Here is a 12,954-nt window from a genome sequence, read left to right on the forward strand (position 1 = left end):
GATTTTCTTCCAAGCCGATTCATCGCGGGACCGCGGCGGACTCCGGCAACGCCAGGCGTAACGAAGCGTCAGGACGCCGGAAAAAGTTTCCAGCGTCGCGGCCTGAAGGCCACTCGGCTCTTCTGCGCCGCCGGATGGTCGACCGGCAGCTCGATCTCGACGCGCTGGCGCTCGCCGCCGACCTCGAGCTCGACCCGTCTTGTGCCGGCGACGCGGCGGCTGGCGGCGACCGTGCCGGCGATGCAACCGCTGCAGCCGTCGAGCAGCTCGACATCGTGCGGACGGAAGTAGAGCAACGCTTCGCCCGGAGCCGCTCCCTGCGGCGCCTGCAGGCCGATCGGCCGGTCGGCGAGCCAGATTTCGCCATTGTCGACCTTGACCGGCAGCGAGCTCGATTCGCCGACGAAGCTATAGACGAAGGGCGAGTTTGGGATGTCGTAGATTTCGTCGGCCGAGCCGACCTGCTCGATGCGGCCCTGGCTCATGACGACGACGCGGTCGGCAAGCTCCAGAGCCTCTTCCTGGTCGTGGGTGACGAAGACCGTGGTGTGGCCGGTGGCGTCATGGATCTCGCGCAGCCAGTGGCGAAGCTCGCGGCGCACCTGTGCGTCGAGGGCGCCGAACGGCTCGTCGAGCAGCAGCACCTTGGGCTCGATCGCCATGGCGCGGGCAAGCGCCACGCGCTGACGCTGGCCGCCGGAAAGTTGCGCCGGATAGCGTTTTTCCAAGCCCGACAACTGGACGAGGTCGAGAAGTTCCGAAGCGCGGCGGCGGATCTCCTGGGCCGAGGGGCGGGATGCTCCGTGCCGGACCTTGAGGCCGAAGCCAATATTGTCGGCGACCGTCATATGCCGAAACAGCGCGTAATGCTGGAACACAAAGCCGACATTGCGCTCCTGGATCGACTTCTGCGAGGCGTCCTCGTCGCCGAAGAAGATTGCGCCCTTGGTCGGCCGTTCCAGCCCGGCGATCAGCCGGAGCAAGGTCGTCTTACCGGAGCCGGACGGCCCAAGCAACGCGATCAGTTCGCCGGACTTGATGTCGAGCGATACGTCGTGGAGGGCCGGAAACCGCTCAAACTCCTTGCGCACATTGGCAATGCGAACTTCCATAAACCCGCCCTTTTCAATGTCCGCGTGTCGCGGCGATCTCGGCGCCGTAGCGCATCTCGAGCAGTGTTTTCAAGACCAGCGTGACCAGCGCCAGGCCGGCAAGCAGCGAAGCCACGGCGAAGGCGCCGACAGCGTTGTACTCATTGTATAGGATTTCGACATGCAGCGGCATGGTGTTGGTGAGGCCGCGTATGTGGCCCGATACGACCGACACCGCGCCGAACTCGCCCATGGCGCGCGCGTTGCACAGAAGCACACCGTAGAGCAGCCCCCATTTCACATTAGGCAGCGTCACGTACCAAAAGGCCTGCCAGCCATTGGCGCCGAGCGAAAGGGCCGCCTCCTCATCGCCACTGCCCTGTTCCTGCATCAGCGGGATCAACTCGCGGGCGACGAAGGGGAAGGTGACGAAGATGGTGGCGAGCACAATGCCCGGCACGGCGAACAGAATAACGATGCCATGGCCCTTCAGCCATTCGCCGAGCAGGCCTTGCGCACCGAAGAGGAGCACATAGACAAGGCCTGAAATGACGGGCGACACCGAGAAGGGCAGGTCTATGAGGGTGGTCAGAAACGCCTTGCCCTTGAACTCGAACTTGGCGATTGCCCAGGCAGCCGAAATGCCGAAGACTGCGTTGAGCGGGACCGAGATCGCCGCTACCAGCAGCGTCAGGCGGATCGCCGAGCGCGTGTCGGGGCTGGAGAGGGTCTCCGTATAGGCGGCGATGCCTTTGGCAAACGCCTCATGAAAGACGACGATCAGCGGCAGAAGCAGGAAGACGGCGAGGAAGGCGAAGGCTATTCCCATCGCCACCCAGCGCGCCGGCTGGCTTTCGGTAACCGCAGCCGATTGGCTCTCATGGTGCGGTTCGTAGGTTTTGATCTCGGGGTCAGCCATAGCGCTTGCGGCTCCATGTCTGGACGAGGTTGACGACCAGGAGCATCGCGAAGGACAGCGCCAGCATGATCGCGGCGATCGCGGTCGCCGCCGAGTAATTGTATTCCTCGAGCCTGATCACGATCAGCAACGGCGCGATCTCGGACTTGAAGGGCAGGTTGCCGGCGATGAAGATGACCGAACCGTATTCGCCGACACCGCGCGCGAAAGCGAGCGAAAAGCCGGTGATGATGGCCGGCGCCAGTCCCGGGAAGAGCACGCGGGTGATGGTCTGGAGGCGGCTGGCGCCCAATGTGGCGGCGGCTTCCTCGACCTCCTTGTCGATCTCCTCCATGATCGGCTGAACGGTGCGCACGACGAAGGGCAGGCCGATGAACACCAAGGCGACGACGATGCCGAGCGGCGTGTAAGCGACCTTGATGCCGAGCGGCATCAGAAGCTGTCCGATCCAGCCATTCGGCGCATAGAGCGTGGTGAGCGCGATGCCGGCAACTGCGGTGGGCAAGGCGAAGGGCAGGTCGACCATGGCATCGGCGATGCGGCGGCCGGGGAAACGATAGCGGACCAGCACCCAGGCGACGATGGTGCCGAAGACGACGTTGACGGCAGCGGCCAGGAAGGCGGTGCCGAAGCTGATCTTCAGCGCGTTGAGGGTGCGCCGGTCGACGGCGATCGCCCAGAAATCGGTCCAGCCGAGCGCGGCCGAACGCCAGACCAGCCCCGAAAGCGGGATGAGGATGATGAGCGTGAGGTAGGCAAGCGAGAAGCCGAGCGTCAATCCGAAGCCCGGAATGACACTCGGCTGTCTGAACCGCCACCCCGCCTTAGCGGGCGCTGTGGTCATGCTGTTCTGGATCGTCCCTTCTTACTCAGACCGGATTGCCCTTAGCCTCGGCTCGGGCATTCGTACAATAGACCCAATCAGGTTTCATCCGGCCTATGGCCACCATGCTTCATTGGGCTGGCTTGTAAATCTGGTCGAATATACCACCATCGCCGAAATGATAAGGCTGCGCCTTCTTCCAACCGCCGAAAATCGGGTCATCGATCGAGACCAGCTTCAGTTTCGGCTCCCACGCCAGGAGATCGGGCGGCACCAACTCCGGCTTGGCCGGACGGTAGTGGTTCTTGGCGATGATCTTCTGGCCTTCTTCGGAGTACAGGTAGTTCAGATAGGCCTCTGCCACCTTTCGGGTACCCTTCTCGTCGACATTGGCGTCGACCACCGCGACCGGGGGCTCGGCGAGAACGGACTGCTGCGGCACCACGATGTCGAACTGGTCGGCGCCGAACTCCTCGAAAGCCAGGTAGGCCTCGTTCTCCCAGCAGATCAGAACGTCGCCAAGACCCCTCTCGGCGAAGCTCACGGTCGAGCCGCGTGCGCCGGTGTCGAGCACGGGGACGTGGGTGTAGAGGTTAGCGATGTATTCCTTGATCTTGGCGTCGTCGCCGCCGTACTGGCTGTGAGCCCAGGCCCACGCAGCGAGATAGGCCCACCGGCCACCGCCGGAAGTCTTGGGATTGGATGTGATGACCTCGACCCCGTCCTTCACGAGATCGCCGAAATCCTTGATTCCCTTCGGGTTGCCCTTGCGGACCAGAAGCACGATCGTGGACGCGTACGGCGCGGAATTGTTGGGCAGGCGGTTGCGCCAGTCGGGATTGATCTTTTTGGTCTTCTCAACGATCGCGTCGATGTCGCCCTGCAGGCCCAGCGTCACGACATCCGCCGGCAGTCCGTCGATCACCGCGCGGGCCTGCTTGCCGGAGCCGCCGTGCGATTGCTGGATGGTGACGGTTTCGCCGGTGTCCGCCTTCCAGTGCGCGGCGAAGGCTTCGTCATAGGCCTTGTAGAGTTCACGTGTCGGGTCGTAGGACACGTTCAGTATGGTCGTGTCGGCAAACGCGAAACCGAGCGTGCCGAACTGGACAGATGTGGCGACCAGCGCGCCGAGCAGTTTCCTGAAATGAGGATTGGTCATTTCCGCCTCCGTTGAACTGCACGAACTCTAGCGAGTTTATAGAAATTAGATGCATTGAATGTTGCCTTTTTCACCTCCTTGCAGCAATTTTTCGCCGAGCAATGGTCGATCGAGGAAATAACTTCCTCAATTTGCGTCGCTGGGGCTCCTCATCAGCCGGCGTAATTAGAAGCGGACCGCCTCCAGGCAAGTCCTGCGGCTCAGTTTGCGGTCACCGGAAAATCGAAGCGCTGTTTTGCGAAAGGCTCGTCGGCAAGCGTGAAATGCCACCATTCGCGCGCATAGTTGCGGAAGCCGGCGGCGCGCATGGCCGCCAGCAGCATCTTGCGGCTCGCCGCTGCTTTGGCGGGGAGAGGGCGGTGGGCTGTTTCACTAGAGGGGTCGAAACAGTCGAAGCCGGTGCCGAAGTCGAGCGTGCCGGCATCGGGCGCGCCGCAGGCGGGATGCGCCGCGCTTTTCTTGTCCACCTCTGCGACCGCCAGATCGACGGTCGAGCCGCGCGAATGGCTGGACAGTTCGCCGACATAGCCCTTGGCGATGAGATCGCCGCGCTCGACCTTCGGGTACCATCGCGGGTCGGGCGGGCCGCCTTCCCTCGTCCATTTCCCCATGTCAGCCACGGCACGCGCGGGGCGGTAGCAGTCGAAGACGACTAGCGTCAGGCCCTTGGCGGCGATCGCTTTCTGGACGCTGGAAAGCGCCTTTGCCGCCTGTTCGGTCAGGATGCAGACCGGCGCGTCATAGCCATCGGCCTTGCGGTGCAGGAAGTTTTTCGCGCCGGCGTAGCGGATGTCCTGGCGGATGCTGGGATCGACATCGGCCAGCCTGACGAAGCCGGCGGGGAGGGGATCGGCGCGGGCGGGGTAGGCGATTGCGGTCAGGAGAGCTAGCGTTGCGCCGGACATCAAACTAAGAAGCGCAATCCTCTGAATCGCTTGCCGCATTCTATTCAACGAAAACCTTCACGCTGGCCGCGCGTCCGGCGGCGTCGATCACGGTCAGTGTCGAGTAGCCGGTGCCGTCGGGCTGCCAGGTCGCGTTGCGGCGACGGTCGATGCCGGCGAGCGGCTTGCCATTGGCCAGCCAGCGGAACGGCGCGCGGCCGCCCTGCAGCTTCAGCACCAGCGGCGTGGCGTCGGCAGAATTGGTGCCGAGATCGACGCGGGCGCCGTTGGGCGGAAACACGATAGTCGGCGCCGGCTCCGTCGGCGTCGCCTGAACCAGCCCGTCCGAGCCGGCGCCGAAGCGGGCGAGCGTTACCGGCAGTTCCTCGCGTTTGGGATTGAAGACGCCCGGCGGCCGGCTGGGCAGCGGCACGCTGGCCAGACCCGAGCGGACGAAGCCTTCGAACAGGATGGGCGCGGCCGAAACATAGCCCGAGAGGCCCGGGATCGGACCGGCGTCGGCGCGACCGACCCAGACACCCAGCACATAGCGGCCGTCGAAACCGACCGACCAGGCATCGCGATAGCCATAGGAGGTGCCGGTCTTGTAGGCGATGCCTCGCTGCATGGCTCCTTCCGGCGGCTTGACGCCGGACAGGATGTCATTGATCTGCCAGGCGGCCTGGTCGTCGAGGATGGTGGCGGTGGTGCGCTCGGCATTGGCCGGCTCGGTGCCGTCATGCAGCGTATGCATCTTGCCGCCATTGGCGAGCCCCGTATAGAGCTGCACCAGATCGCGCAAAGTTACGCCAACGCCGCCAAGGCCGATCGCCAGGCCCGGCGCCTCGTTAAGCGGCAGCGTTGGGTTGACGCCAGCCTGGCGGAAGCGCGCGGTGAGCCGTGCGGGGCCGACGGCGTCGAGCACCCGGATCGCCGGCACGTTGAGCGACAATTGCAGTGCTTGGCGGATACTGACATCACCGTGGTAGCCCATGTCGAAATTCTTCGGCCGGTAGCCGCCGAAATCGGCTGGGCTGTCCTCGATGATGGTTTCCTGCGCCACCAGCCCCTGCTCGAAGGCGAGCCCGTAGATGAAGGGCTTCAGCGTCGATCCGGGCGAGCGCACGACCTTGGTCATGTCGATCCAGCCGGAGCGGCTGGCGTCGAAAAAGTCGGCCGAGCCGACTTCGCCAAGAATGTCGCCTGTGCGCGCATCCGCCATCACCATGGCGACGGAGAGTTTCGGGCCGAGCTTCCTGGCAGCCTCCCTGGCCACCTGTTCCAGCCCTTGCTGGACGCTTCTGCGGATGGTGAGTTGCAGCGGCTTGCCGGGTTCCGCCTTGGGCAGCATGGCGTAGGAGGCATGCGCGGCCAGCGCCGGCAGCTTGCGGCGCAGGCCGGAGACGTCGTCGAGGGCCGCGCGGGCAGCCTCTCTTTCGCCGAGCAGGCCGGCCGAGACCATGCGGTTGAGCACGCGGTCGCGCGCGGCATGCGCGATGTCGAGGTTGCGGTCGGGCCGGCGTTTTTCGGGCAGTTGCGGCAGGGCGACGAGAAGGGCGGATTCGGAGACGGTCAGCCGCTTCGGCTCCTTGCCGAAATAAGCGAGCGAGGCGGCGCGCACGCCTTCGAGATTGCCGCCATAGGGCGCCAGCGTCAGGTAGCGCTCGAGGATCTCCTGCTTGGACAGCCGCCGCTCGATCTGGACGGCGCGCAGGATCTGCTTGAGCTTGGAGCCGAGGCTGCGGCTGTCGCGCGGCTCGATCAGCCGGGCAAGCTGCATCGACAAGGTCGAGCCGCCCGACACGATATGGCCGCTGGTGGCGAACTGGCCCGCGGCGCGGCAAAGCGCCAGCACGTCGACACCACCGTGATCCCAGAAGCGCTTGTCCTCATAGGCGACGAGCATGTCGACGAACTGCTTATCGACCTGGTCGAGGCGAGTTTCGAGCCGCCAGTAGCCGTCCGGTGTCGCAAAGGCGCGCAAGAGCTGGCCGTCGCGGTCCTGCACCTCGGTCGTGACCGTCGGCGTTGCCGGTAAAGGCGGCGGGAAGGCGCGGTCGAGCTCCCAGAGAGCGGCGATGGAGAGGGCGGCAAGGCAGGCGAGGGAGATGCCTGCGATCGCCGTTCGCCGGAAGATTTTTCTTGAGAGCATGGCGCTGCCCCTCATCCGCCTGCCGGCACCTTCTCCCCGTATAGTGACGGGGAGATGGGAGTTGGCCGCAGCGCTGGCGACCCCTCTCCCCGTCGTTCACGGGGAGAGGGTAAGGGTGAGGAGCCGCGCGATGTTGCGTGGTTAGCTTCAGCCGCGCAGGTGGCGATCTCTTTCATCGCTACTCCGCCTTGACCTCCATCATGCCGGTGGACGTGCGGGCCGAATATTGCGGCCGATACATGTCCTCCACCGTCGCCGCCGGATGGGCATAGGTGCCCGGCGTCACCGCGCGCACGACATAGGCCAGCGTGATGTTGCGGTCGCCATCGCCTTCATTGGGGTTGAAGGCGGCGACGAAACGGTCGTCGCGGAACTCCAGATGCGCGGCGTCGGTCTGCGCCAGCCAGGAGAAGTTCGACAATTGCGCGCTTGAAACCAGGCTCGGATTGTCGATCTCGAAACCGGCCGGCAGCAGGTCGGTGACCAGGAGGCGCGATGGCCAGTTGTTCCGCTCATAGATCTTGAGCACGACCACATAGCGTTCGTTCTGCCTGGCCTCGGTGATGTTGGCCTCGGTGCCGTCGAGCCTGTAGTAGGTGCGCTCGATGGTGAAGCCGTCGCCGCCTGCGGGCAATGGCTCGACCGGCGCGGCCACCGCGGTGACCACCGCCTGCAGCGGCGTCTTGCCGGTGTTGGCGATGGTGAGCGGGCTGCCCTCGAGCTCATTGCCGGCGACCTGGTCGGAGTAGCCGCCCGAATGCGGCGCGCCGTTGACGGAAAGCGTGATGGAATCATTGCCTTCCTTCAGCGCCCTTGCCGCCAGCAGCATCCAGGATTCGTCCTGGGTGCTCGTCCAGCGGGCGTCGGCGCGATCCCGCGCCACCAGCTTGATCAGCTGCGGCACGATGCTCGGCACCGGCTTCGATTCCGCGGCCATCGCCAGGATCGCCGCGCCATCGCGAAGCGGCGAGCCGTAGTCCGAGCGATAGTAGTCGTACTCGGTGCTCGCCTGGGCCAGCCGAAGCGCTGTCTGGAAGGTGGCTTCCGAACGCTGCGTGTCCCCATAAAGTGCAAGGCTCGCCGCCAGTTGCGCGACGGCCATCGGGCTGGAGAAGGCTTCGAGCTGCGTGTCCACATAGTAGCGCAGATCGCCGATCGAGGCCTTCTTGTTGCGGGCCAGAACATAGAGCGCATAGGCGATCTCGCTGCCGCGATCCTGGACGTCCTGGTCGTAGCCCAGCGAGTTCTGCAGGTTGTTCAGCGCCTGGTTCATCGCCTGCGCCGGCACATCGTATTTCTGCTCGCGCGCCCGGGTCAGGAACTCGGTGACATAGGCGTCGAGCCACAGATCGCCGGAGCCCGGGCCCCACAGGCCAAAGCTGCCGCCCGAGGCCTGGTAGCTGAGCACCTTATAGATGGCGTCCTGGATGCGGCCGTGCAGGTCGGGATCGCTCTCCATGCCGATGCTGGTGGCCATGTCATTGACATAGAGCAGCGGCATGGCGCGGCTGGTGGTCTGCTCGGCGCAGCCATAGGGGTAGTGGTCGAGCGTCATCAAGAGCGAAGGCACGTCGAAGGCGGACGCCTGCGAGACGCCGACGCTCACTGAAGCGCCATCGAGCACGCTTGCGGCGAGAAGCTCCTTGTCGACGCGCAGCGAACCGCCACTGGGCTTCAGGTCGACCACCATGCGGTTGGTGACCGGAAGCTGCGCCGGGCGAACCGGCAGATAGAGCGTCTGCTCGACCTCGGCGCCGCTGTCATGCGCGAGCTTGACAGTGATCGACGCATCGCCCGCCGTCCGCGCGACCAGCGGGAAGGAGAGCGACTGCCGCTTGCCCTGGGTCAGCGTCAGCTTCTCGGGCAGGGGCTTGTCGCCGGTTGAAAGATCGCCAGTGGTGGTGACCGAGAGCTTGTAATCGCCGGCAGGTCCGTCGGTGTCGGCGATGTCGAGGCGCATGGTGGCGGCATCGCCGGGCGCCAGGAAACGCGGCAGGCCGGCGGTGATCACCACCGGATCGCGCACGATCACGTCGGTCTGAGCATGGCCGACGGCTTCCTTGGTCCAGGCGACGGCCATGACGCGCACGGTGCCGTTGAACTGCGGGATGTCGAAGTCGACCCGCGCCTTGCCGTTGGCGTCGAGCTCGACCGGGCCGGAGAAGAAGGCGACCAGCTTTTCGGTCGGCGGACTGCCTTGCGACTGCATGTTGGCGCCGTCGCCGCCGGTCCGCAATTTGCCGGTGGTGCCGAGTGAGCCGTCGATCAGGCGGCCGTAGAGGTCGCGGATCTCCAGCCCCAGCATGCGCTGGCCGAAGAACCAGTCCTCCGGATCGGGCGCCTTGTAGTTGGTGAGGTTGAGGATGCCGAGATCCACCGCCGCGACCATCACATAGGCATTGCTGCCGGGTTGTGCGCCGTTGACGGCGACCGGGATCGACAGCTGCTGACGCGGTGCGGTCTTTTCAGGCGGCGTCAGCGCGACTGCGAGCTTCTTCGAGCCTGGATCGACGGTCAGCCATTTGACGCCGATGGCGCGGGCGGGCATGCGCGATTGCTCAGCATCGCCCGGCCGGAACAAAGTCGCCGTGACATAGGCGCCGGCGCCCCAATCGTCGCCGACCGGGATGTCGACAGTGCTGCCGCCGGCCGGCACCGAAGCGGTAACGGTCTTCAGCAGCTTCTCGGCGCCGATTGTGACGAGCAGTTCGCCGGCAAAATGCGGCGAGACTTTCAGCTTGGCGACCTCGCCGGCGGCGTAGGAATCCTTATCGAGGGCGATTTCCAGCCCGTCCGGGGTTTCGGTGGTGGTCGAGGCGACGTACCACCCGGCATCGAACTCGTAGCTGGTCGCTGGACCTTCCGCGTCAGCCGTCTCGACTTCGAGCCGATAGCGGCCCCAGCCCACGGGAAGCGACACGGTTGCCTCGCCGTCGGCCTTCAGGTCGATCTGACCGTTAGCGACGGCTTTGGTGAGGTTCACCGCTTCATAATTCCAGGAATTGTTCGAGCGATACCACTGGTAGTTGCGCTCGACCTTGACCAGCGACCACTGCGCGCCCTTCAGCTCCTCGCGCTTGCCGTTCGGATCGACGGCGATGATGCTGAACTTCGCCGTTCCGCCTTGCGGCACTTCATCGCCTTCGAAATCCGGACGGATGCCGATCATCTCCTTCTCGGGATGGACGGCGATGTCGAGCGAGCGCTCGACGGCGCGGCCGCCGGCCTCCCGCATGCGGACGGTGACCTTGGCGTTGACCAGCTTGGTGGTCGAAGGCAACTGGTCGATCGAGACCGGGAAGGTCGCCTTGCCGTCATCGCCGACGACGGGAAGGTTGGCCAAAGGCGTCACCGAAGGCTCGGCCGACTGCTCGTCGGCGAGGCCGAAGGTGAAGTCCTTGAACCGGTCCCAGCTGCTCGTCGTCGACAGCGTCATCTCGCCTTCGAGCGCGAGGCCGGCGGCCGGCGCGCCATAGAGGAAGCGGCCGTCGACGCTGACATTGGCGGTCTCGCCCTGGGCGATCTCCTTCTTATCGGCCGTCAGGTCGAACTCGATGCGATCCGGCACGAAGTCTTCGACGAGGAACATCTGGCTCGCCACCGGCGCCTGCTTGGGATCGGTGTAGATCGACACCGTCCAGGTGCCGCGCATGGCGTTGGGCTCGAGCGGCAGATCGACGGCATGACCGCCGGCGGACGCGCCGTCGCTGACGACGCGGCGGCCCTCGACGCCGTCTGGACGGGTGAAGATGAAGGTCAGCGGCAGGTTCTCGACCGCCTTGGCTGCGCCGTCGCGGGCAAGGGCTGCGACATGCACGTCCTCGCCGGCGCGGTAGATACCGCGCTCGGTCCAGGCATAGACGTCGAGCGCACCGGGCGCGGCGCGCCCGGCAACGCCGCGGTCCGACAGATCGAAGCCGGCGCGGCCCATGTCGAGAAAGACGAAGTCGTTGTCGCCCCGCTTGGCCATCAGCACGGCCGGCACCATGCCACCTTCGCCGCGCGTCAGGCCCGGGTTGAAGACGGCGTGGCCTTCGGCGTCGGATGTCGCCGTGCCAAGAATTTCATTGTTCTTGGCAAGCAGCGTCAGTTCAGCGCCGGCGATCGGCTTGGCGGAGCCGAGCGAGCGGGCAAAGACATTGAGCCCATCCTGGCCGGTATAGGTGGACAAGCCGATGTCGGAGACGACGAACCACTGGGTGGCGCGGGAATTATAGTCATCGCTCTTGTCATCGACCGGCTGCGCGGTGAGCACATAGACGCCAGCCTTGCGCTGCGGGATCGCCTCGTCCACCGGGAAGGAGGTGGTAACCTCCTTGTTGAGGTCGTTGGCGATGTCGAGCGTGCCTTCCCAGACGGGCTCGCCCATCTGGTCGGAAATGGTGGAAATGTCATAGCCGTCGAGCTGGTGCAGGAACTGATAGCCGGACAGAAGCTGTGCCAGCGAACGGTCGCCGATGCGGTAGAGCTTCATCTTGGCGGCGTTCATGTTGACGGTGACGACCGGAATGCCGCGGCGGGCGCCGGCCGGCAACACGAAGCTGTCGCCGGTGAAGCGGGCGGACGGGGCGCGGTCCTGGACATAGATCGACAGCACGACCGGGGCGGCGATCGTCTCGCCTATTGCCGCCGGCAGGCCGGCGCGGAACGTCACGTCATAATGCTGGCCATGTTCCAGCCCCTCGACGCAGATCTGCTTGTCCTTGGCCTCGACGGCCTTGGGGGCGGCGTTGTCGACGGTGACGAACTGCGAATAGTCGACACCGGTCTTGACCAATTCTTCGGAGAACTGGGCGCAGATGCGCGGCGAAGAGGAATCGGCATCGACAGTGTGCTCGATAACGCGGAAACCCTTGCGCGCCTTGAGGTCGGCATAGTCGGCCTGGACAGCGGGCGAGCTTACCAGCGCAAGGCTCGCCTCATAGGCCTGAATGGCCGGCCGGAAGAGGTCGCGCTTGTCGAGGCCGGCGGCAAGCAGCGCCAGCGCCTCGGCGCGGGTCTTTGCGGTGCGCACCAGCTTGTAGGCGTTGAAGGCGGCCGAGGTGACGTTTGCCGGCAAGGTCGAGGGTTCGGTGGTGTTGGAAGCCGGCTGCACGCCAAGCGTTTCGCGCGCCAGCGCCAGCCAGAGCGCGCCGTCGTCCGGCAGGACGGACAGCGCCGCCTGGTATTTCTGCATGGCGAGGCGATGATCGCCGGTGAGCGCGGCCTGCTCGGCAGCGGCCTGAAGCGCGGCCAGCCCTTCGGTCGGCTTGTCATAGGCCGGGTCGGTCAGCTTGTTGCGGAACTGTTGGGCTTGGTCGGCCATCCAGTTGGGGAAAAACGCAAGCGCCGGAGGAGCGCCGATATCGGGGTCGCCATCGACATTGGCGACTTTGCCGGCTATGGCGCCGCTGAAGGGTTTCAGCTGGTTATAGTCGGATTTGAGAAAGCACCATTTGGCCTTGGTGTTGTAGGTGAAGGCGCGGCAGGCGGGGTCGCCGAGGCATGTGGTCTTGCACTGGTCGAGGCTGACATTCTGATCCGACCTGAGGTCGAAACCGAAATAGTCGGAATTGTCCGTCGTCACGATTCGCCGGGCTTCGGCCGCAAGTGCCGCGCCGCTCAGGGCGAGGAAGACAGGGGCGAAAAAGATAAGGAGAAGGAAAGAGAGACCACGAGCCGCGCGCATTGCCATATCACCCTCCAGACATTGCCAGCGTCCGGGCATGATCAAGCATCGAGCGGGCTTGTCAACGCCGGAACGCGGCAGGTTTTTCAACCCGCCAACGGTTTCCTTGCCGGCCAAAGGCCGGTATTTCGACAGAACCTCTATGAGATGGATCACACATTCTTGCGAAGGTGCAAAAGGTGTGAATTCCAAGCCCGGTCTATTTCAGACAATTGGATTGTGGCCCCTTTACGAGCGTTTCAGAACTTCATTCCAATT

At 64.8% G+C, this 12,954-nt stretch carries 7 protein-coding genes; all 7 read right to left on the reverse strand.

The window, feature by feature from the left end:
- Positions 1-68: 68 nt before the first annotated feature.
- Positions 69-1,112, reverse strand: a complete 1,044-nt coding sequence (locus tag RFM40_RS10295) for a sulfate/molybdate ABC transporter ATP-binding protein (protein WP_320277487.1) — start codon at positions 1,110-1,112, stop codon at positions 69-71.
- Positions 1,113-1,125: 13 nt separating this feature from the next.
- Positions 1,126-2,010: a sulfate ABC transporter permease subunit CysW gene (gene cysW, locus RFM40_RS10300; RefSeq protein WP_320277488.1), complete on the reverse strand. Its 885-nt coding sequence runs from the start codon at positions 2,008-2,010 to the stop codon at positions 1,126-1,128.
- Positions 2,003-2,854, reverse strand: a complete 852-nt coding sequence (gene cysT / locus RFM40_RS10305; RefSeq protein WP_320277489.1) for a sulfate ABC transporter permease subunit CysT — start codon at positions 2,852-2,854, stop codon at positions 2,003-2,005. The genes cysW and cysT overlap by 8 nt, the downstream gene beginning before the upstream one ends.
- Positions 2,855-2,963: 109 nt before the next feature.
- A complete protein-coding gene (locus RFM40_RS10310; RefSeq protein WP_320277490.1) occupies positions 2,964-3,992 on the reverse strand; it encodes a sulfate ABC transporter substrate-binding protein in 1,029 nt (342 codons plus the stop codon).
- 200 nt (positions 3,993-4,192) lie between these two features.
- Positions 4,193-4,897 carry a M15 family metallopeptidase gene (locus RFM40_RS10315; RefSeq protein WP_320277491.1) on the reverse strand — a complete coding sequence of 235 codons (705 nt, stop codon included), beginning with the start codon at positions 4,895-4,897 and terminating at the stop codon, positions 4,193-4,195.
- A gap of 40 nt (positions 4,898-4,937) precedes the next feature.
- A complete protein-coding gene (pbpC, locus tag RFM40_RS10320; RefSeq protein ID WP_320277492.1) occupies positions 4,938-7,028 on the reverse strand; it encodes a penicillin-binding protein 1C in 2,091 nt (696 codons plus the stop codon).
- A 178-nt stretch (positions 7,029-7,206) separates the two neighbouring features.
- On the reverse strand, positions 7,207-12,702 hold the full coding sequence (locus tag RFM40_RS10325) for an alpha-2-macroglobulin family protein (RefSeq protein ID WP_320277493.1): 5,496 nt from the start codon (positions 12,700-12,702) through the stop codon (positions 7,207-7,209).
- Positions 12,703-12,954: the final 252 nt, after the last annotated feature.

Origin of the sequence: Mesorhizobium captivum (assembly GCF_033977165.1) — a bacterium.
GTDB lineage: Bacteria > Pseudomonadota > Alphaproteobacteria > Rhizobiales > Rhizobiaceae > Mesorhizobium > Mesorhizobium captivum.

What these genes read in the sequence shown, in the direction of transcription:
- RFM40_RS10295 (WP_320277487.1), bottom strand. Translation starts at nt 1,112, where the DNA reads ATGGAAGTTCGCATTGCCAATGTGCGCAAGGAGTTTGAGCGGTTTCCG.
- cysW (WP_320277488.1), bottom strand. Translation starts at nt 2,010, where the DNA reads ATGGCTGACCCCGAGATCAAAACCTACGAACCGCACCATGAGAGCCAA.
- cysT (WP_320277489.1), bottom strand. Translation starts at nt 2,854, where the DNA reads ATGACCACAGCGCCCGCTAAGGCGGGGTGGCGGTTCAGACAGCCGAGT.
- RFM40_RS10310 (WP_320277490.1), bottom strand. Translation starts at nt 3,992, where the DNA reads ATGACCAATCCTCATTTCAGGAAACTGCTCGGCGCGCTGGTCGCCACA.
- RFM40_RS10315 (WP_320277491.1), bottom strand. Translation starts at nt 4,897, where the DNA reads ATGTCCGGCGCAACGCTAGCTCTCCTGACCGCAATCGCCTACCCCGCC.
- pbpC (WP_320277492.1), bottom strand. Translation starts at nt 7,028, where the DNA reads ATGCTCTCAAGAAAAATCTTCCGGCGAACGGCGATCGCAGGCATCTCC.
- RFM40_RS10325 (WP_320277493.1), bottom strand. Translation starts at nt 12,702, where the DNA reads ATGGCAATGCGCGCGGCTCGTGGTCTCTCTTTCCTTCTCCTTATCTTT.